Origin of the sequence: Rhodococcus sp. IEGM 1351, assembly GCF_030056875.1 — a bacterium.
Classification (GTDB): domain Bacteria; phylum Actinomycetota; class Actinomycetes; order Mycobacteriales; family Mycobacteriaceae; genus Rhodococcus_F; species Rhodococcus_F opacus.
Window position 1 is genome coordinate 57,701 of sequence record NZ_JASHKU010000020.1, and the last position, 20,485, is coordinate 78,185.

Here is a 20,485-nt window from a genome sequence, read left to right on the forward strand (position 1 = left end):
AGTAGTGGGGTATCGCGTGGCAGGGGTCCTGCCACGCCGGATTCTGCCGGAGGTCGCCCTCCCCGGTACCGTGGCGCCGGTGAATTACGAACGCGACATGGGAAATTGGCGTCAGAGCGGCACATTCGACCTCGGGACCGGTGAGTGATGGGCGAGGCGATGTCCTGGCTCCAGGCGATTGTCCTCGGTGCGGTCCAGGGATTGACCGAGTTCCTGCCGATCTCCTCGTCCGGCCATCTCCGGATCGTGTCGGAGATCTTCTTCGGTGACGACGCCGGTGCGTCCTTCACCGCAGTCACCCAGCTCGGCACGGAAGCCGCGGTGCTCATCTACTTCGCCCGCGACATCGGACGGATCATCGCCGGATGGTTCCGGGGACTGTTCCATCCCGAGCATCGCAGTGATCTCGATTACCGGATGGGCTGGTATGTGATCATCGGCACGATCCCGGTGGGTGTGCTCGGCTTCCTCTTCAAGGACCAGATCCGCACCGGTGCCCGCAACCTGTGGCTGATCGCCACCATGCTGATCGTGTTCGCGTTGGTCATCGCGGCGGCCGAGTACTACGGGCGGAAGGTGCGTCCCGTCGAGGACCTGCGTGCCAAGGACGGCATCATCATGGGTTCGGCCCAAGCGCTCGCCCTGATCCCGGGCGTCTCGCGCTCGGGCGGCACGATCAGCGCCGGCCTCTTCCTCGGACTCACCCGTGAAGCCGCGGCGCGCTACTCCTTCCTCCTCGCGATCCCCGCGGTTGTCGCGTCCGGGCTGTTCAGCCTGCCGGACGCGTTCGAACCGGCCGGTGAAGGTCTCAACGCGAGCGGCCCGCAGCTCCTCGTCGCGACCGCGATCGCGTTCGCCATCGGCTACGCGTCGATCGCGTGGCTGCTCCGTTTCGTCGTCGACCACTCGATGTACTGGTTCGTCGGCTACCGCATCATCCTCGGCGTGATCGTCCTGTCGCTTCTCGCGACCGGCGTCGTGTCGGCCACCTGAGATCGGGCGGCCAGGGAGTGCACGACACTAGGCTGGTCCAATGACAGTTGTGCTGCTGCGCCACGGGCGGTCGACCTCGAACACTGCACACACGCTTGCCGGCCGGTCGCCGGGAGTCGAACTCGACGACCGCGGCCGCGAGCAGGCTCAGGCCGTCGTGTCCCGCCTCGCCGACGTGGCGATCGAGGAGATCGTGCATTCGCCCCTCGTGCGGTGCGAGCAGACCGTGGAACCGCTCGCCCGGGCCCGGGGCCTGACCCCCGTGGTGGAACATCGGCTGGTCGAGGTCGACTACGGCGAGTGGACGGGTCGCGAGCTGAAGGTCCTGCTCGAGGAACCGCTGTGGAAGATCGTGCAGCAGCACGCGTCCGCCGCGGTGTTCCCGGGAGGAGAAGGTCTGGCGCAGGTCCAGGCCCGGGCCGTCGCCGCGGTCCGCGAGCACGACGCCCGGCTCGCGGAACTGCACGGCCGCGACGTCGTGTGGGTGGCGTGCTCGCACGGCGACGTCATCAAGTCGGTCCTCGCGGACGCCCTCGGCGCGCACCTCGACGGATTCCAGCGGATCGTCGCCGAGCCGGCCTCGATCAGCGTCGTCCGGTACACCTCCACCCGTCCGTACGTGCTGAAGATGAACGACACCGGGGCCGATCTGTCCGGAGTGAACACGCCACCGGTGTCCGGCGACGGCGCCCGCGCCGAAGTATCCGGATCGGTGCCCGGCGGGGAGGTCCGCCTGTGACGATTGACGGATAATGAACGCAACATGCTGCGAGGAACAGTCCGAGACGGAACAACGAGTGGGCAGCGCCGCAGTAGGGCCCGGCTCCAGCCGAAGGAGGTGCAATGTCACGCGCAATTCACGTATTCCGCACTCCTGACCGATTCATTGCCGGGACGGTGGGTGAACCCGGTGACAGGTCGTTCTATCTCCAGGCAGTACACGAGGCGCGAGTGATCAGCGTCCTGCTGGAGAAACAGCAGGTCCAGGTACTGGCCGACCGGATGGGACTCCTCCTCGAGGAAGTGCACCGCCGGTTCGGGACGGAGGTTCCCCCGCAGGGGGCCGAACTCGACGACGCGAGCCCCCTCGTCACCCCGATCGACGCCGAGTTCCGGGTCGGCACGATGGGCCTGGGCTGGGACGCGGACGCCGGAGCCGTCGTGGTGGAACTGCTCGCCGTCAGCGAAACGGAGTTCGACGAGTCCGTCGTTCTCGACGACTCCGAGGACGGACCGGACGCCGTGCGTGTGTTCCTCACCCCGTTGCAGGCGCGGGACTTCTCGTTGCGGTCCGAGCGGGTCATCGCCGCCGGGCGCGCGCCGTGCCCGCTGTGCGGTGAGCCGCTGGCCCCGGAGGGGCACATCTGCATCCGGACCAACGGGTACCGCCGTGGCCAGAGCTTCGGTCTCACCCCGGAGATGGACGAGGAGGACTGACGGTTGCCTGCCGAGGAGTCCGATCCTCTGGAGTCCGGCGAGCTGACCCTCATCGGCCAGATCACCCACGCCAGTAACGCCACCCTGGTGTGCGACGCGGTCGAGGGCGAGACCACCGTCCGCTGCGTGTACAAGCCGGTCCGCGGGGAGCGTCCGTTGTGGGACTTCCCGGACGGCACGCTCGCCGGCCGTGAATACGCGTCGTACCTCGTGTCCGAGCAGCTCGGATGGGGCGTGATTCCCCGCACTCTCCTGCGGGACGGTCCGTTCGGCCCGGGGATGGTGCAGCGGTGGGTCGACACCCCCGACCGGCACGCCGACGACCCCGGCGGTCTCGACCTCGTCGACATCTGCGCCCCCGACGCCGTCCCCGAGGGCTGGTTCGAGATCCTGCGCGCCACCGACATGGACGGCGAACCGGTCGCGCTCATCCACGCCGACGACCCGCGGCTGCAGCGGATGGCGGTCCTCGACGTGCTGATCAACAACGCCGACCGCAAGGGCGGCCACGCACTCGAGGGGCTCGACGGTTCCGTCTACGGCGTCGACCACGGCATCTGCCTGCACACGCAGAACAAACTGCGGACCGTGTTGTGGGGGTGGGCCGGGACGGAGGTGCCGGGCGCCCTCGTCGTCGACATCGCCGAATTGATCTCCGCGCTCGAGGGCGACTTCGGTGCGCGCCTGGGTGAGCACATCACGTCCAACGAGGTCGCCGCCCTGTACGAACGTGCCGTGGACCTCCTCGCGGCGCCGGTGATGCCCCGGCCGAACGGTCACCGGCCCATCCCGTGGCCCGCGTTCTGACGAACCCGATCAGCGGCCTGCGGGCGGCGGCTCCCTCCGAGGCGGAAACGCGGGTCCACTAGGCTCGCTGTCATGCAGTCTTGGTCCGAAACCGCTGTCCCGTCCGTTCCAGGCCAGGGGCCTCCGCTGCGGTTGTTCGACACCGCTGACCGGCAGGTTCGTCCCGTCACTCCCGGGCGCACGGCCACGATGTACGTGTGCGGTATCACCCCCTACGACGCCACCCACCTCGGTCACGCGGCCACATACCTGACGTTCGATCTGGTGAACCGGATCTGGCGTGACGCCGGGCACGACGTGCACTACGTCCAGAACGTCACCGACGTCGACGACCCGCTGTTCGAGCGCGCCAACCGCGACGGCGAGGACTGGGTCGTCCTCGGCATGCGCGAGACGGCGCTGTTCCGCGAAGACATGGAAGCCCTCCGGGTACTGCCCCCGCGCGACTACGTCGGCGCGGTGGAGTCGATCGGCGAAGTGATCGAGATGGTCGAGAAGTTCGTCGCGTCCGGCGCCGCCTACGTCGTCGACGACCCAGAGTTCCCCGACGTGTACTTCCGCGCCAAAGCGACGGAGCAGTTCGGCTACGAGTCCGGATACGACCGCGAGACGATGGACAAGTTCTTCGCCGAGCGCGGCGGCGACCCCGACCGCCCCGGCAAGGAAGATCCCCTCGACGCGCTGGTGTGGCGTGCGGTGCGCCCGGGCGAGCCGTCCTGGCCGTCGCCGTTCGGTCCCGGGCGTCCCGGCTGGCACATCGAGTGTTCGGCCATCGCCCTCAACCGCATCGGCTCGGGTTTCGACGTGCAGGGCGGCGGCAGCGACCTGATCTTCCCGCACCACGAGTACTCCGCGGCGCACGCCGAGTCGGCCACGGGCGACCGTCGCTTCGCCCGCCACTACGTGCACACCGGCATGATCGGTCTCGACGGCGAGAAGATGTCGAAGAGCCGCGGCAACCTCGTGTTCGTGTCGAAGCTGCGCGGCGAGGGGGTCGACCCGGCCGCCATCCGCCTCGGACTGCTGTCCGGGCACTACCGGCAGGACCGTCCGTGGACCGAGCAGGTTCTCGCCGACGCCCACACCCGGCTGAAGCTCTGGAAGGACGCCGCGGCACTCGAGTCCGCGCAGTCGGCCACCGACACGATCGCCCGGCTGCGCCAGCATCTCGCGGACGATCTCGACACCCCGAAGGCGCTCGACGCCCTCGACGGCTGGGCCCGTCGCGCCCTCGACAACGGTGGCTCGGACGCGAACGCGCCGGGCGAATTCGCTGCCGCCGTGGACGCTCTCCTCGGTGTGCGCTTCCGGCGCCCGTGAGTACTTCTTAACCGCCCGCGGTTAAGAAGTACTCACGGGTCAGGCGAACTCGAAGGCACCCTCCGCGGGCGTCGGGACGCGCCGGCGGAGGGGCGAACCGAGCGCCTGCGCCAGGTCGGTGCCGTCGTGTTCGGCGAGCAGTTCGCCATCCGACCACACGAGCAGCGTGGCGCTGACACTCTGCTCGGCCGTCGAGTGCGCCAGATCGTAGTGCGCGCACCCCGGGACGCCGCCGTACGTGATCCACAGGTCGAACCCGGTCATGAACAGGTCGAGGTCGAATTGCACGCTGAGGCCGAGCAGTTCGGCCCGGCCGTTGTCGTCGACGCCGGCGAACGCCTCGTCCAGCGCCAGCAGTCGCGGTGCATGGGGGTCGGCCGAATCGAGCATGACGTGTGCCGCGGCGAACAACGGCAGGTGCAGCGAGACGGACTGCTCGCCGCCGGAGAGTGCGCTGTGCCGGGCGACCGTCAGCCGGTCCTCGTTGCCGTTGCCGCTGATCAGGGTGAACGAGAACACCCGCCACCGCCGGTAGTCGAGGGCTGATGCCAGGATCTCCGGGTACGAACGCTCCGGGTGGGCGGCGCGGGCGGTTCTGATCTGGTGGGCGAAGTGGGCGCGCATCGTGGCGAGCTCGTCCGGCCCCAGCGCCGAGGTGTCGCGCTCGAGCAGTTTGGAGATCGCCTTCGCGCTGTCGTCGAGGTTGTCGGCGAGCACCCAGTGGACGCCGATGGTGTTGCCGGACGACATCCGCCGCTCCCGCATCTCGGTGCCCATCCGGGCGATGAGTTCGCGGGCGTCGACGGTCCGTTCGTGGATCTGCTGTGCGAGACCCGTGAGCAGCGCGTCCTCCAGGATGCGACGTTCGGATTCGGTGAGCAGCAATTCCTGATCGGAGCGAGCGGACGCGATGCGGGCGGCGAACTCGCCGATCGACGAGTATCCCTCGTCGTCCTGCACCTGCACCACGGTCACGCCGTCCGGGGCGTCCCACTGCAATCGGTAGTCCTGGCCGGCGACCGCCAACTGTGCGTCGAAGTCCTGCAGGGCGGTGGTGAGCGCGGTGCGCGTCGATTTGCGCGCCGAGTCACTGACCCGCACCGATTCGGTGGCGCCGTCCAGTGCGTGGAACAGCGCATCCACTTCGGGCGGCAGGATCGGGGTGTCGCCTTCGGCGTTCTGGATGCGGTACACCAGCTGTTCGGCACTCATCCACGCCGCCGAGCTCGCCGGCCAGGTGTGGCCGCCGTCGACGCCGAGGAGTTCGAGCAGGTCGCGCCGGGCATACGGGGCGAGGCGGGCGGCGTCGGCGTGCGTTTCCGTGAGCGCCAGCCGGAGCGTCTGGACAGCGGTGTTGTACGCGCCCTCGGCTTTACCGATCGCCTCACCCGCGTCCTTGTCCGCCTTGCGGGCGTCGCGCTGCTCCTTCTTGCACGCCTCGATCCGCGCGTGCGCCTCCTCGAGCTGCCGGTCGAGCTGCTCGGCCCCCGCTCCCAGCGTGTCGCGAAGCGTCTCGAGACGTTGGATCTGTTGCGCGAGAACCTCTTCGGCGATGGCCGCCTCTTCCGCGAACTCCTCTGCGTTGCCGCGCGCCTCGTGCAGTCGGTCCTCGGACTCGCGAGTATGCTCCACCTCCTTGGCGTGTTCGCGCCTGCACCGCTGCACCATCTCGCCCTGCTTCTCGAAGTGCCGGACGGCCGCGGCGAGCGAGTCGATCTCGCGGGCGACGTGGGGAGTCCGATGTGTGGACGCGGTGGCCCGGAGCTGCTTCTCCTTCGCGGACAGGTCGGCGATGGCCTGGTCGAGTTCGCGTCCGACCGCGGTCGCCGTGTCCGAGCGGCTGCGAAGCGCGCCTGCGGATTCGGTGACCTTCTTCAGCGCGGTGAGGATCGACCCGGTGCGGGGCAGGGCCTGCGCCGCCGCGGTCGTCCGCGTCAGCAGTGCCGCCGTCGCATCCGCCGACGCCCGGGTTTCGTCGAGGGTCGCCCGGGTTTCCTCGAGGGTGCTGTCGAGTTCGGTGATACGGGCGGCGCGCCTGCGGGCCCGTGCGGTGGTGCCGATGTACTCCGCGTCCGATTTCGTGTGGCGTCCCCGCTGGATTCCCTGCCGGTACGCACCGTCTTCGGCGACACCTACAGGTCCTTCACACAGGTCGAGGGATTCGAGGGCGATGGACTCGAGGAGCCCGCGCACGCGATCGTCGGGAACACCCGTGTCCTGCTCGACCTCGAGAACGTCCGCGAGGGTCTTGCCGGTGGGCCGATCCGCGGCCGGAAGGGCCACGAGGAACTGTTCGGATTCGACGTCGGGGAGCGCGTCGTCGACGGTCACCCAGCCGTCGAGGAGATTCGCGGCCTCCAGCGCGGCCTCGATTCCCGCCGCCGCTGCGGCGTCGACACCGTCGGTGAAGCGGACAAGGCGCCACAGCGGTGCGCCGGTCAGCCGGGAACGGGCGTCCTGCCGGGCGGCCGAGAGCGGTGGGGCGTCGTCGTGCTCGGATTCGATGGCCGCGCGGGCCGATTCGTGTTCGGCGATCGCTTCCTCGGCGGCGGCGACGTCGCGGTCGTACTGCTGACGACGCAGCCGGAGCGAGTCGACGGCGTCCGTGGTCTGTTCCGTCAGCGTTTCCGACAGGGTGGCGGCGTCGTCGTCGCCGATCCGGCCGAGGGCGGTGTCCAGGGAGTCGAACAGTGAAGCGGGCGCGTCGATCTCGGCGTAGAGGGACGACTGTTCCGTCCACCAGGACCGGAGTTCGGTGGCGCACCGGCTGCGGGCCGACTCGACCGCGGTCTCGGCCTCGAGTACGGCCACCTTCGCGGTGTCGAGTTGCTCCTGGCCACGGCGGGCCGCCTCGTCGGCGCGGGTCCGCTCGGTGGCGGCCCTCTCGACGGTGGCGAGCGCGGCCCGGACCGCGCGGATGTCGCCGTCCCGTTCCTCGGCGTGCCCGCGCAGCGCAGCGGTCAGCTGGTCGGTGCGCGCGTTCTCTGGGAGTGCGGTCCAGGTGATTCCCGCGTCCTCGGCGGCGAGGTGAAGCTCGTCCTCGGCATGGGTGAGCGCCTCGACGGCGCGGGCAACGGCGTCACCGGCCTTGTCGTGCTCCTCGGCTCGCTGTTCGAGGGTCGCCTTCGCCTTGCGTGCCTTCTCGGCCTGCAGTTCGGTCGATTTCTCGAGGGTCGCGACAGCCTGCGCGAGGTCGTCGAGCTGCGTCCGTCCCTCGTACGCCGTCGATCGCTTCAGTGCGTCGAGGGTGGCATTGGCCTGGTCGAGTGCGCGTTCGGCGGCGGTGAAGCGTTCCTCGGCGGCCGCTCGGCTCTCCTGGCTGCGGGCCCGGTCGGCCGCCGCGTCGTGGAGGGCGGCGATGCCGGACCGGACGGTCTCGAGACGGGTCGCGAGGTGATCGACGTCCGTACGCGCCTGCTGGCGAAGGTATTTCGCGTACACGCCGACGAAGCTCTGCGCTGCCTGGTCGGCCGCGGCCAGCCCCTCGAGCGCGCGGCCGACCTCCTCCATGTCGCTGAACGAGCGGGCGGCCTCGAGGACCAGTTGCTCGTCGAGCGGTCGCAGACCGTCGGTGAGTGCCTGCGACAGTCCCTTGGGGTCGAGGTTCTTCGCGAGCTGGGGCCGCCGGAGCGTGAGGATGAGGTTGATCAGCTGGTCGTAGCGTTGGACGCCGAGCCCGAACATCCGGGCGTCGATGGCGGCGCGGTAGTCGAGCGGCCGGTCGGTGATGGAGTCGGTGCCGATCTGTTCGCCCAGTTGCTTCTTCGTGAGCGGACGGTCGTCGCTGCCGAGTAGGGAGAAGTCGACGCCGACGCGACCGTCGGCCACGAAGTACCAGCGGGTGACCTTGTCGTTGGTGCGGGTGGCGCGCATGCCGATGCCCACGGTGACGGCCTCGGGGTCGTCCTTCGCGCCGCGGCAGAATTCCATCCAGACGTACGAGTACGCGCTCTCCTGTCCGCGGTACAGGAGGTTCGACTTCATGGTGCGTTCCTCGCCGGCGAACGGATTGAGCCGCCGGGGTTCGATCCTGCCGTCGAAGACGAACGGGAACAGCACTTCGAGGGCCTTCGTCTTGCCGGATCCGTTGGGACCGCGGAGAACGAGGCGACCGTCGGCGAAGGAGAACTCCTGATCGCGGTAGTCCCAGAGGTTGATGATCCCGGCGCGGGTGGGCCGGAAACGCGCACTCGTCATGCTGTGACTTCCTCGCTGTCGTTCGCTGAGCTCTGGAACAGGTCGATCTCGGGTGTGCGGTCGCGGATCGTGACCACCACACCCCGGTAGCGGGCGAGTGCCGGGAGTGCGAGCACACCACCCGGGACCGCCGCGGTGAGGCGCAGCCGCTCGAGCAGCGCCAGCGCCGCGCGTCCCAGACCGTCGGGGTCCGCCTGCCACCCGGCGGCGAACGTGCGCCCGAACCGTTCGGTCAGTGTGCGGACGGTACCGGCGATCCATTCGTCCTCGACGACCGGGAACAGCCGGTCCGCGGGGGCGGGGTCGGCGGGTTCGAATCCGTCGTGGCCGGCGAGGCTGTCGAAGATCCCGGACTGCGGAATGGCGCTGTCGACCTGTTCGATCAGGTCGTCGCACCGGCCCCGCGGCAGCGGCATCCGGGCGGTCTCCGGGGCATCGGGATCCAGTACGTGATCGGCGATCTCCCCGGCGAGCAGGAGTGCGACCTGCGCGACCGTTCCAGTCCCGGGGAACCGGACGTCGGAGAGACGCCCGGAGGAGTCGATCATCGCGACGCCCTCCTCACGCCGTTCCGCGACCAGTCCGGTGAGCAACTCGACATCGGCTGCGGTGCGGGGGAGCGCGAGTTGCACCAGTTCGTCATCGTCCAGGTCGGCGGCGTAGACCACGGGCCGTTCGACGAGGGCACGCCGCACCCGCCGCGCCGTCTCCTTCACGTCCACCGGCCTGGCCGTCCCGAACTCCGAGGTGTCGTCCTCGGTCGCCGAGTCCGCACCGGCAAGCAGTCCGCGGATGGACCGGAGGTGCTGCAGTGCGCGCGGCGGCCGGAACAGGGCGATGACGACGGACCTGTCGATGTCGTACAGCGCCTCTCCCGCATCGGGATTGGCGGCCCAGCCTCCCGCGTCACCGTCGGCGAGTGCGATCGCGCCGCGGGCGGCGAGCCAGCCGACGGCGTCGACGAACGCGTCCCGGTCGGACGCGCGTTCCGTGGACAGATCCACACCGTCGACCTGTGCGGCGTCGGCGGCCACGTGATCGGCGAGTTCGGACAGGGTGATCTGGTTTCCGGCGCGGCCCAGCGCGGCCAGCGCCAACGCGAGGTAGGCGTAGCGGTACCGGTCGAACGTGCGGTCGGTGGCCGTCTTGGCCGGCGTCCCGGCGTCGAGTCGGTCGCTCACCGTGAACAGCCGGGCGGTCGTCTCGGTGACGTCGAGTCGGTACCCGAAGAGCGTCATCAGATCGTCGCGTAGTTCGGTCGCCCACCGGCGGAGCAGGGGAAGAGCGATGCGATCCGGATAGGTCTGTGTCACCAGGTGATTCGACAGGATGACACGGGCGGCGCGCTGATACGAATCGAGGGCGAGCGGCGAGATCTCCCGCGCCTTCACCGAACGCTCACCTGAAGTCCGTCGAGGTGCAGACGTCCCCGGGCGGTGCGCACCACCGTCGATTCGCTGTGCGGGCTGAGGGTCAGCTTCACGCCGTTCTCCGATCCTGTGCTGCTTTTCACTCGGCCGCTGACCGGTACCCGCGCCGTCAGCGCGGCGTTGAGCAGACTCAGCAGCACGTCGGTTTCGGCCTCGTCGAGTTCCCGCTCGTAGACTCCGCCCCGGGCCAGCGACTGGGCGGCGGCGGCGCGAAGTCGTTGCGCGGTCAGCTGTTCCTCCCGCAGGCGGCGCACGCTGCCCTCGTTGCGCTGCACCCGCGCGGGCAGACCGGGCGACGGGGGACGTCCGGTCTCGGCCAGCGTGCGGGAGATCTCCACGGGCTGGGCCTCCCACCACGACCGCGTGTCGGGAATGATGTCGGCATCCGGATGCACCATCGACAGATGGCGCGGACGCCCGAGGTCGAACACGGCTCGGAACAGCGCATGCGCGGCGTCCTCGGTCGGAGTGGCGGCGAACCAGCCTGCGAGGTGACGCAATTGGCTCTCCCTGCTGACACCACCCCTGCGGGTTTCGGTGACGCGGCGCAGCAGCGACAGGACGGCGGCGATGGCGCTCATCGTGCCCTCGCGCAGGCGTTCCGACTCGCTGAGACCGGCCTCGCTCCCGACGAACCAATGCGTCAGGCCCGCCCACCGCGCGCGCCAATCGGCTTCGCGCTCGTCGATGCCGAGGAACACCCGCTCGTCGCTGGCGGCGGCTCGCGCCACCATCGTCTCGACGCCGGTGTCTTCCACGAGCGCGATCGCCGCCGCGAGTTTCGGTGCATAGCGCGAGAGGTCGGAGCTGAACTCGCGCATGTGCGTGAGGAGAGCGTCCTTGTGGGACATGAACGTCTCCGGCGTGATCTCCGTGGTGCGGACGAGGTCGCCCAGGGTCAGGTAGAACTGCGCGGCGCGCCCGGCCATGTCCGACAGCGTCGCATCAAGGCGGTTGAGTTTCCGGTACACCAGGTCGTTGTCGGCCGCGCGGTTCGCCGCGGCCAGGTCGTTCATGTCGGCGAGGAGGTCGGGCAGCGCCAGCCGGGACAGCGACGCGTCGTCGAGCCGGGCTGCCAGAGCGTCCTCGACGGCTCGGAACACCTGGTAGCCGGCCTGGCTGAACTGATAGACGAAGTGCCGGTTCCGGTATTCGGCCAGCGTCGCGGCGCGTGTTCCGTCGTAGCTGCGTTCGAGCACTTCCCAGACGTGAAGTTGCTCGAGCAGTGGAGTGACGTCTCCGGCGCCGAGTTGTCCGGCCGGATCGTCGCCGGCGAGGCCGTCCAGAATCCGGGCGACGTCGGCGGCGTGCAGCAGGACGACGTAGTTGGCGCGGGCGTGGTCGAAGGCCCGCAGCACCCACAGGTACTCCGCGCGCTTCTCCGCCGTGGTGAAGGCGAACAGTTTCAACCGGTCGTCCCGGAGAGGGGAAGCAACCGCCGGGCGCGCTGCACGCAGCCCCGAGGGGGACCGACCTGGAACGCTGCCTGATTCACTCACCGTGACAGGTTATGCGGTCGCGCAGCCGTCGAGCGAACGCCGTGCCGACCTGCGTCATCAACCTCATGTTCTGAATCAGCCCCTGACGGAACACCGTTAATTCACGAATTAGCGGTACCCGGCTCAGCACGAACCACCCACTGTCACCAATGTTTCATCGTCACGATCCGCCCCGCCTCACCCCACCGCTGCACCGATGTAGGGAGGGAGGCAGGCATTCAGAGGACGAACAGCACGAAGACGATCGCCACCAGCACGAGAGCCAGCCCGACCACCGCGGCGACGAGCCAGGACGCCCGGGACGTCGAGTCGGCGGTGGATTCGTCCCCGGCCTGCGCGACGGCGCGAGGTTCCGGCGGTGTCGCCACGGCCGTTCCGCCCGACACCCGGGCGGGGGACGCGCCGACCGCTGCGGCCGACGCCGGGTTGTGCGTGCGCGTCGCCGGCCGGCTCGGGGTTGTCGAGGTCGAGGGCACCGGCTCGCCGACGACGGCGTCGATCACCTCGGTGACGTCGTACGACGGCGGCAGGCCGATCGGGGTGACCTTGTGGGTGGTCGGGTTGAACCCGGCGGCGCGGATGGCGGCACCGAGCGCTGCGGTCTGCTCGGGGCCGGGGCCGACGACACACCGCACACCGAACTTCTCACCGACCGTGGTCGCGAACCCGTGAATGGTCGCGGAGTCCCGCGCGATCAGCCCGTCGCCCGTCACGACCACGGCATCGAGGTTGCTGGGCAGCCAGCCGAACGCACCGAGCGCGGTGGCGATCTGGGCCGTGGGGGAGCCCCCCGAGGAGAAGCGGAACGCCTTGCCTGCCTCGACACCCGAGCGGATCAGCGCGACAGTCGCGCCGGTGTCGTCGACGTGATAGATGCCGACCAATTGCCCGGGACGCTCCGCGATCTCGGATTCGAACCAGGCCGCGGCCGCTTCGGCGTCCGAGACGAGGGACAGGTAGGACATGTCGGCGTAGTCCAGCGCGTCGCGCAGCGCCGCGACGGCGGCCGAGTCCCAGCGGGTGGGGTAGGTGGCCATGATGTCGGGGGCGCCGCCGGTCCGGCCGCCGTGGTCGGGGAGAGGTTCGCACTCCCGGAGCAGGCATCGCATCGCGCCGGCGACCAGGTCTTCGGCGCGGTACCGCGATCCGTCGCCTACCGCGACACCGGCCGGGTCGCCGACGCGGGGAAGGAACCCCGACACGGTGTGGGTTTCGCCGATCGTGTGCGGCGCCGATCCGCCGAGAATTGCGGTGCCGTCCGGGCACATGTGCAGGACGGTGTCCCGGACGATGACGACCGGATCCGGGGATCCTGGATCGTTCGACGCCACCACGGCGGTGGACACGACACTGCCGATCCTGAGCCCGACTCCCATGGACATGCAAGTACCTCTATTCGTTTCACGAACGGATTGCGACTTCCGTCAGGCCCGTTCCGATTCGCTCGGTGAGGCCACAAGATGTACATCCTGCTACCCGAACGCGCTTGTGCGCGCCATCACGCGCGGCGTGGCGTGGTCGTGTTGCGCACACTCGGGTCGTTTTCGCTCCCGGCGTGCGATCCGTCAGGTAATCGTCGGTGCGCCGAGGGCCGTTCTCCATTCGGTCACGTTCTCGGTCATCCAGTCGAGGAGGTGCTCCGCCTCCTGCGGATGGCGACCGGTGCCGGCGAGAAGATCCGCGAAGGCCTGCGCGGGGGCGACCAGACGGACGTTGTCGCGGAAGAGGGTGCGCTCGAAGACCGCAGCCGATCGGGGAGTCGCGACGAGGACGTTGGCGCCCTGATCGACGGGGCGTAGCTCGAGTGCGCCGGCCAGCGCCTCGCCGTGGTCGGCGTAGATCTGGATCTGATGCGCCGGCGCGTATTCGACGAATGCCGCGGCGGCGAGTGACCCGGTCACCGCGTAGAGGTGGCCGGAGACCTTCGCGAGTTTCGCGACGAACGACTGCACCCCCTCGGGTGCGAAGTAGCCGACGGTGGGGCAGTCCTTGAAACTGGAGTCGCTGCTCCAGGCGCGCAGCATCGGCTGCCACCGGACGCTGGTGATGGGACCGCGGGGGAGTCGTTCGAGCAGATCGCGTTCTTCGAGGGTTTCGACCACCCGATAGGTCGCGCCGGTGGACGCGCCGGACAGCCGGACGAGTTGGGGGACCGTCAGCTGACCCGAATGATCGGCGAGGGCACGCACGACCCGGGCGGCAGGATCGCCGGTCAGCTGTGCGGCCGGACGGCCCGGGCCGCGCCATGGGTCGGCGTCCGCGCCCCGGTCGCGCACCCAGATCGCGGGCCGGTCCGCGGCAAGGGAGGTGTTGCCCGTCGCATCGGCGTAGGAGAGACCCCTGGCGTCGAGTTGGCGACGAACCGGCTCGGAAAGGTAACGGGCACAGACGAATCCGCGATCCGATCCGGACAGTCCGTCGGCGAACCGGGCGGCGTCGCCCGCGAGCACTCCTCGGGCGGGGATGACGGAGAAGGACGCGACCTCGCCGTTGGGCGCGCCGACCAGCAGCCGTTCCGGCGCGTCGGCGAGGGAGCGGGACTTTCCGGACGTCAAGGTCCAGCCGTGGGGGAGTGCGGCCTGGAGGGTGGCGATCGCCCGGCGGTAGAGATCGATATCGCGTTCAGGCTTGGGAAACGGCACCTTCGGCTCGCTACCTGCGAATTCGGCGTTTTCCTGATTCGGCACATCGCCAGTCTACTGAATCGGTCCGAGACGGAACCGGAAAATAGACCGAACAATCGTGGTCCGCTCCCAGCGCCACCGAGTAGTCGGATGCCACCACAACTCGCCACCTCCGCGTGAACGGTTCCCCGAGGCCGGGGCGGCGTGGGGGAGTTTCACTCCCTCCGGGGGGTTCAGGGGCGGCGGGCAATCCAGACGGTCCGGCTGCCCCGGACCGTCAGGTCCCCGCGGTGCAGGACGCTGTCGGGGTTGTCTTCCGAGAGAAGGCGATCGAGAGTCGCGCGGTCGTCGGCGGCAAGTTGCCCGTCGAGCGCGGAGCGGATGCGGCGCAGGAAATTCTGTGCGTAGCGTCCGGTGCTCGGCGGGGCCGGGGTTGCCTCGCTGGTGAAACTGCGCTCCTCGACGTCCACGAAACCGGCCCGCTCCACGTGGGCCCGCCAGTTCGGGTGTGAGTTCCAGTCCAACCGCGCCAAGGCTTCGTGGCAGCGCGACTCCAGGCCCGGGCGGCCCAGGCCGAGGTCGTCCGGCAGCAGGCGCGGCAGCGCGTCCATCTCGACGACCACCAGCACGCCGTCGGTGTTCAGCGCGCCGTACATGGCACGGAGCACCCGGTCGGGATCGGCGACCTCGTGCAACGAGGACGCCGCCCACACGACGTCCGCCGCGTCGACTGCCGGCCAGGCGACATCCAGATCGGCGTGCACGACGCTCAATCGGCCGGCCAGTCCCCACCCGTTCGCGGCCGTGCGGAGGCGCTCGAGCATCACCTCCGACCTGTCGATCGCGATCACCTCGGCCGCGGGGAATTGTCGAGCAAGGGTCAGGCTGCCGACGCCCGTTCCCGCCCCCACGTCCACGACCCGGTGCGTGGTCTCCCCGGTGCGCTGTCCGACCCATTCGGCCACCGGGTCGAGGTAGGAGCCGAAAACCTCGGCGTCCAGGTCCAGTAGATCCGCCAGCGCCGCCTCGTGGTCCCGGGTGTGCCCGCCGTGGTGAGGGGAGTGGTGATGAGAATGCTGTGTCATTACTCCAGGCTAGCCACATCCTGCGCGATACGCATACACTCTTGCCTATGACGCAAGAAGTGGGGTTGGACAGCGTGATCCGTCAACGCATCCGAGGCCTTCGGCTGGCCCGCGGCTGGTCACTGGACGTGCTCGCTGCGCGCTGCTTTCTCAGTCCGTCCACCCTCAGCCGCATCGAAACCGGCCACCGCAGGATCGCCCTCGACCAACTGGTTCCCATCGCGCGGGCCCTCGGCACCACGCTCGATCAGCTCGTCGAGTCCGTCGAGGACGAGGATGTGGTGATCCGGCCGCAGCCCGAACACACGCGAGGTCTGACGATCTGGCTCCTGTCCCGCGAACGCGCGCTCCACGGCGCGACCGTGGCGAAGATGCGCATCACCTCCGATCGGCCCGCGGGCCCGGAGCATGTGAGTGTGCACCCGGGCCACGAGTGGTTCACGGTGCTGTCGGGGACAGCCCGCCTGCAGCTCGGTGAGCGAACCATACTGATCGAAGAGGGTGCCGCAGCGGAGTTCTCGACCATGGTGCCGCACTCCATCGGCGCCCACGACGGTCCCGTGGAGATCCTCACGATCTTCGACCACGACGGGGAGCGTGCCCACCTGCACGCCGGTCACAACGAGTAGTGAGGACAGGCATGTCGACTTCCGACACCGCAGGCCAGACGGAGTTTCCGGCGAGCATGGGGAAGGTTTCCCGTCGTGAGCTCGCGTCTCACGGCTATACGCGTTTCGACCAACTGACGACGGTCACCGCCAAGGAGCTGTCGAAGATCCACGGCGTCGGACCGAAGGCGATCCGAATCCTCGAGGAGGAACTCGCGGAGCGGGGGCTCGGCTTCGCGAACTGAGTCGAGCCCGGCCGGGCTACAGCAGGCCGTGCGTGCGCTGATAGGTGGCCGGTGGTGTCCCGACCACGTGAGTGAAGACACGGGTCAGGTGCGCCTGGTCGCTGAACCCCAGTTCGTAGGCCAGCGCAGACCAGTCGATCCTCTCGCCCGAGTGGGCGGCGCCGGCCGCGTCGAGGATGCGGAATCGCTGGATCACCCACTTCGGGCCGATGCCGACGTACTCGGTGAACAGCCGTTGCAGGGTGCGCAGGCTGCAGCCGGCATGTGCGGCGAGCTGGTCTGCCCGGACGATGTCGCGGCGGCGCTGGGCGTCGCCCACCAGGGCTGTGATCTCCCGACCCGTGGGATCCGGAACGGGATCGGTGTGAAGAAGGTATCGCTCGAAGGCGTCGATCATCTCCGCGCTGTCCGTGCCGGTCAGAATTCGCTCCGCGACCGGGCGATCGTCACCGGCGAGCAGATCCCGGCCGGGCTGGACGGTTCCCGAGATCGCGCCGACGCTGCCCCTCAGCAGAGGCCGGAACCCGCCGGCGTGGAAGGCAGCTCCCAGGACGTGGCCGTTCCCGGTCAGCGTTCGGTAGAACGGCGACCGGGAAATCCCGTGCACCAGCAGCTGTCCGTCCTCGGCAGCGACATGTACGCGGGGCTGGGGCACCACCTGCTGTCGATGGGGTTGCGGCACCGACCACCTCACCAGCCAGTGGTAGTCGACGAACTCGGCCAAAGCCTCTCGGGGAGCGACCCGTTCGACCTCGAACCCCGGTGCGGCGGCCGTCGGGTGGACGATCGCCTCGGGATGTCCTGGCACGGTCGGCATTCGCTCATCCTAGTGTCGCGAATGTTCAAGAATGCCACGCTGCCGCGTACCTAGAGTCACGTGTCATGAGCTACTCACACACTGCACGTGGCAAGTTCTCCATCGCCTCGTGGTCGGAATCGATGATCGTCGACATCGACGGCGAAGGTACGACCGCCGGCGACACCTATTACCCCACTCGCGGTGCCAACCGAGCGACCGTCGCGTACTCGTACTCCGGGGACATCGACGGGACGAGCACGGTGGTCTACCTGATCGCATACAAGGCCGATGCCGCGCCGGTGCTCGGACTCGAGCGCTTCGAGGGCTCGATCGGCGGGCACGACGGAACGTGCGTGTTCCAGCACATCGGCAGCCAAGACCAGGGTTCGGTGTCGGCACGGATCGAGGTGGTGCCGGGTATGGGCACCGGCGGTCTGATCGACCTACGCGGCAGCGCGGACCTGTCCATCGCGGGCCCCGGCGACAGCGGCTACGAATTCGTTCTGTCGTACGACATCGGATGAGCTTTCGTCGTCGATCGTGTCTTCGCGCCCGGCGGCCGTCATGTCGTCGAGGGTGCGGCGAGGGGCTTCAGGCCACACGCCGTCGCGAAGCCCTGTGATTCGATGCCGAACGCGGTGTTGGTGCGGGTCGCGAAGTTCGCCAGCGCGATGAACGCGGTCAGTTCCACCAGCGCGGCCGGGCCGAGCGCGTCGAGCAGCCTGGCCGACATTTCGTCGGTGACCGTCGGCGGGGTCAGGGTCATCGCTTCGGCGTACTCGAGCACGTCCCGCTCCAGCGGCGTGAACACGTCCGACTGGCGCCAGCGGGGTACTTCGCGTGCCTTGGTCAGATCGAGCCCCTCGTTGTGGGCTTGGAAGTAGCCGAAGTCCAGGCAGAAGCTGCAGCCGACCAGGCCGGCCACCGCCATGTGGGCAAACGACTTCAGGTTCGCGTCACACCGATCCCACTTCTGCGCTTGGCGACCGACGCTGAAGCTGAAGTTCAGCACCTTCCGGTTGTGCCACGCGACCTCGACCGGCTCGGCCACCTCGCCGAGCATCTTGCGGGACATCCGCTTGACGATCGCGCCGTAGATGCCGGTCAGCTCGGCCTTCGGGATCCGGGTATTGCCGGCCATGATTCCTCCTCCGGTTGTCGTGCTCTCGGCATGAGACACCGGCCACGAACCGAATGTGACACCCGAACCGGAATTGGCGGCAGGAACCTTCGCTACCGCTCAGCCCGGTGCGAGTGCGCGGTCGGCCAGCGCGGCGACGACGGGCGAGAGTGCCTGAGCGTGTTCGAGGGTCAGGTGATTGTCGTCGCGGTAAACGAGGTCGTTGCCGACGATGACGGGGCAGCGCTCGGTGGTGCAGAACAGGGCGGTGAGGTCGGCGTACCGTCCGCCGCCTGCCGCGGTGGCCACCGCCTCGGCCACGACGCCGGCGTCGTTCACCGCGACCGGCCGTGGCGGCGAGCAGGCGGTCGCGTCGTCCAGGTGGGCGGATAGGCACGTCGGCACGGTCGACTGCGGATCCGGGATCGGTCCGAGGACGAGGACGGCCGCACCCGTGGCCCGCAGTTCCGTGACCAGGCGGGTGAGGCTGTCGAGCCAGGCCTGACCGTAGACGGTGAAACCGAAATCGGCGCCGTACCGCCGGGACATGCTCAGCACGACCAATCGGGGCCGTTCGGTCCGCAGCCGATCGACGATCTCGCCGCGCCACTGCTCGCACTCGGTGTATTCCCGCCCGAGGTAGGGGCTGGTGAGTGGGAGGTCGAGAAGCGGGCAGGTGACCTTGCCCATCGTCTCGAGCCGCCAATGATTCTGCTGGGCTGCCGATTCGAATGCCGGGGCCCACATCGCGGCATGCGAATCGCCGACCAGCGCCACCGTCGTCGGAGACGCCACGTCCCCCGACGCGCACTCGCCCTGACCCACTTCGAGCCACGACCGCACACAGCCGTTGACGAACACCTCCGGCTTGTCTGCCGGCGCGTCGGCGAGCGGTGGAGAAAGATTCGACGGGACCGCTTGCAGCCCTGCCGATTCCGCGACCGCTGCCTGCACCTGCGCGGTCATGTCGTGCACCGCCGCGTCGCGCGGATCGACTGCGGTAGGCGCCGATTCGGCCGGCGCAGAGACGGTGAGGGCTGTGGCCGCGGCTCCGTGTCCGACCGGAACCGGCCGCGCGATCAGCAGCACCAGTGCCGCACACACTGCGATGGCGGTGACGGCGCCGCCGAGTACGAGGCTGCGCGTGGCCGAACGACGCAGCGGAGCAGCGAAGCGGACGGGATTCTCGACCAGGACCAGTGTCAGTCCGGCCAGACCCGCGGACACCATGACCATCGCCAGACGATCGGTCAGGTCGAGCGAGCGGCCGAGCACGATCGGCGCGAGCAGCAGTACCGGCCAGTGCCACAGGTACCAGGAATAGGACACCCGACCGACCGCCCGCATCGGCGGCAGCGACAGGCTCCGACCGACCCCCAGCCGGGGTGTGGCACACCCCGCCCCGATCACCAGCACCGTGCCGACGACCGGAACCAGCGCGGCGGTTCCGGGGTAGGGCGTCGTCTCGCCGAGTCGAAAACAGGCGACCACGATCAGTGCGAAACCCGTCCATCCGGCCGCGGCGGCGACCACCGACGGCAGCCGCTGCCAGTGTCGAACCGACAGGGCGACCAACCCGCCTGCGGCCAGTTCCCAGCCGCGGGCGGGCAACGAGAAGAACGCCCACGGCGGCAGGGTCCGGGTCCAGTCGAGTGAGACCGCGAACGACACTGCGGCGACCACGGCGAGCACGATCAGATACGGGGTCGTCGACGGTGTTTCGTCCGCGTCGAGGCGCCGTGTCCTGCGCCGGACGAGCCAGGCGACCCCGATGATCAGCGCCGGCCACAGCAGGTAGAACTGCTCTTCCACGCCGAGCGACCAGTAGTGCTGGAACGGTGACGGGGGTGCGTCGGCGGCCAGATAGTCGGTGCCGTGCAGCGCGAACCGGTAGTTACCGACGTAGAGCGCACTGGCGATCCCGTCGCCGAGGACCGCGCGGGCCTGCAGAGGGGGCAGGAGCAGGGCCGAGCCGATCGCAGTGGCCACCAGCACGATGCACCCGGCGGGCAGCAACCGGCGGGCCCGGGCACCGTAGAACTCGGCCAACCGCACACGGCCGGTGCTGGCGACGTTCCGCCACAGCAGGCCGGTGATGAGAAACCCCGAGACGACGAAGAAGATGTCGACACCGACGAACCCTCCGTCGATTCCGGGCACGCCCGCGTGAAAGAGGACCACGGCCAGCACGGCGACGGCGCGTAGACCCTCGATGTCCGCGCGGAACCTCGGCTCGGCCGGCCGGACACCGGCCGGAGGGCGGTTACCGGATCGGCGTCGCCGTTCCGGACTCGCGACGGTATTCACTCGACCAGCGATCT

The 20,485-nt window shown here is 69.2% G+C and carries 17 protein-coding genes; 8 read left to right on the plus strand and 9 right to left on the minus strand.

All coding sequences use genetic code 11. The features are described 5' to 3' along the window. The first annotated feature begins 147 nt into the window (after positions 1 to 147). The 5 genes from QM806_RS29260 (at position 148) to mshC (ending at position 4,557) form a co-directional block, all read left to right on the plus strand. Positions 148 to 993, plus strand: coding sequence for an undecaprenyl-diphosphate phosphatase (locus QM806_RS29260; RefSeq protein ID WP_043788485.1), 846 nt, complete (start codon positions 148 to 150; stop codon positions 991 to 993). A gap of 40 nt (positions 994 to 1,033) precedes the next feature. Beyond that, positions 1,034 to 1,732 (plus strand): histidine phosphatase family protein, encoded by a 699-nt coding sequence (locus QM806_RS29265; protein WP_005564195.1) that lies wholly within the window; start codon positions 1,034 to 1,036, stop codon positions 1,730 to 1,732. Between the two features lie 104 nt (positions 1,733 to 1,836). Beyond that, positions 1,837 to 2,430 (plus strand): DUF3090 domain-containing protein, encoded by a 594-nt coding sequence (locus QM806_RS29270; RefSeq protein ID WP_005256347.1) that lies wholly within the window; start codon positions 1,837 to 1,839, stop codon positions 2,428 to 2,430. 3 nt (positions 2,431 to 2,433) lie between these two features. Continuing rightward, positions 2,434 to 3,237, plus strand: a complete 804-nt coding sequence (locus tag QM806_RS29275; RefSeq protein WP_005564197.1) for an SCO1664 family protein — start codon at positions 2,434 to 2,436, stop codon at positions 3,235 to 3,237. Positions 3,238 to 3,309: 72 nt separating this feature from the next. Continuing rightward, positions 3,310 to 4,557 carry a cysteine--1-D-myo-inosityl 2-amino-2-deoxy-alpha-D-glucopyranoside ligase gene (mshC, locus tag QM806_RS29280; protein ID WP_133984384.1) on the plus strand — a complete coding sequence of 416 codons (1,248 nt, stop codon included), beginning with the start codon at positions 3,310 to 3,312 and terminating at the stop codon, positions 4,555 to 4,557. 39 nt (positions 4,558 to 4,596) lie between these two features. Here mshC and QM806_RS29285 read toward each other — a convergent pair whose 3' ends face one another. The 6 genes from QM806_RS29285 to QM806_RS29310 all read right to left on the minus strand — a co-directional run bounded on the left by QM806_RS29285 (position 4,597) and on the right by QM806_RS29310 (position 15,392). Next, positions 4,597 to 8,754, minus strand: a complete 4,158-nt coding sequence (locus QM806_RS29285) for a TIGR02680 family protein (protein ID WP_167120026.1) — start codon at positions 8,752 to 8,754, stop codon at positions 4,597 to 4,599. After that, a complete protein-coding gene (locus QM806_RS29290) occupies positions 8,751 to 10,145 on the minus strand; it encodes a TIGR02678 family protein (protein WP_133984380.1) in 1,395 nt (464 codons plus the stop codon). The genes QM806_RS29285 and QM806_RS29290 overlap by 4 nt, the downstream gene beginning before the upstream one ends. Further along, positions 10,142 to 11,593, minus strand: a complete 1,452-nt coding sequence (locus tag QM806_RS29295; RefSeq protein WP_007299036.1) for a TIGR02677 family protein — start codon at positions 11,591 to 11,593, stop codon at positions 10,142 to 10,144. Before QM806_RS29295 ends, QM806_RS29290 begins: the two co-directional genes overlap by 4 nt. Positions 11,594 to 11,901: 308 nt before the next feature. Beyond that, positions 11,902 to 13,065, minus strand: coding sequence for a hypothetical protein (locus tag QM806_RS29300; RefSeq protein WP_037203530.1), 1,164 nt, complete (start codon positions 13,063 to 13,065; stop codon positions 11,902 to 11,904). 183 nt (positions 13,066 to 13,248) lie between these two features. Further along, positions 13,249 to 14,370 (minus strand): helix-turn-helix domain-containing protein, encoded by a 1,122-nt coding sequence (locus tag QM806_RS29305; RefSeq protein WP_005562906.1) that lies wholly within the window; start codon positions 14,368 to 14,370, stop codon positions 13,249 to 13,251. 170 nt (positions 14,371 to 14,540) lie between these two features. Beyond that, positions 14,541 to 15,392 carry a class I SAM-dependent methyltransferase gene (locus QM806_RS29310; protein WP_133984378.1) on the minus strand — a complete coding sequence of 284 codons (852 nt, stop codon included), beginning with the start codon at positions 15,390 to 15,392 and terminating at the stop codon, positions 14,541 to 14,543. 47 nt (positions 15,393 to 15,439) lie between these two features. Here QM806_RS29310 and QM806_RS29315 point away from each other — a divergent pair, with 47 nt between their 5' ends. Continuing rightward, entirely contained in the window at positions 15,440 to 16,021 is a 582-nt protein-coding gene (locus QM806_RS29315) for a helix-turn-helix domain-containing protein (RefSeq protein WP_133984376.1), read from the plus strand. An 11-nt stretch (positions 16,022 to 16,032) separates the two neighbouring features. Beyond that, a complete protein-coding gene (locus QM806_RS29320) occupies positions 16,033 to 16,245 on the plus strand; it encodes a helix-hairpin-helix domain-containing protein (protein WP_133984374.1) in 213 nt (70 codons plus the stop codon). Positions 16,246 to 16,261: 16 nt separating this feature from the next. Here QM806_RS29320 and QM806_RS29325 read toward each other — a convergent pair whose 3' ends face one another. Then, a complete protein-coding gene (locus QM806_RS29325; RefSeq protein ID WP_054246583.1) occupies positions 16,262 to 17,062 on the minus strand; it encodes a helix-turn-helix domain-containing protein in 801 nt (266 codons plus the stop codon). 65 nt (positions 17,063 to 17,127) lie between these two features. On the opposite strand from QM806_RS29325, the gene QM806_RS29330 reads away from it, so the two are divergent. Then, on the plus strand, positions 17,128 to 17,568 hold the full coding sequence (locus QM806_RS29330) for a DUF3224 domain-containing protein (RefSeq protein ID WP_054246582.1): 441 nt from the start codon (positions 17,128 to 17,130) through the stop codon (positions 17,566 to 17,568). 38 nt (positions 17,569 to 17,606) lie between these two features. Here QM806_RS29330 and QM806_RS29335 read toward each other — a convergent pair whose 3' ends face one another. Next, positions 17,607 to 18,185, minus strand: a complete 579-nt coding sequence (locus QM806_RS29335; protein WP_054246581.1) for a carboxymuconolactone decarboxylase family protein — start codon at positions 18,183 to 18,185, stop codon at positions 17,607 to 17,609. A 99-nt stretch (positions 18,186 to 18,284) separates the two neighbouring features. Further along, on the minus strand, positions 18,285 to 20,471 hold the full coding sequence (locus QM806_RS29340) for an acyltransferase family protein (RefSeq protein ID WP_133984372.1): 2,187 nt from the start codon (positions 20,469 to 20,471) through the stop codon (positions 18,285 to 18,287). Positions 20,472 to 20,485 lie beyond the last annotated feature (14 nt).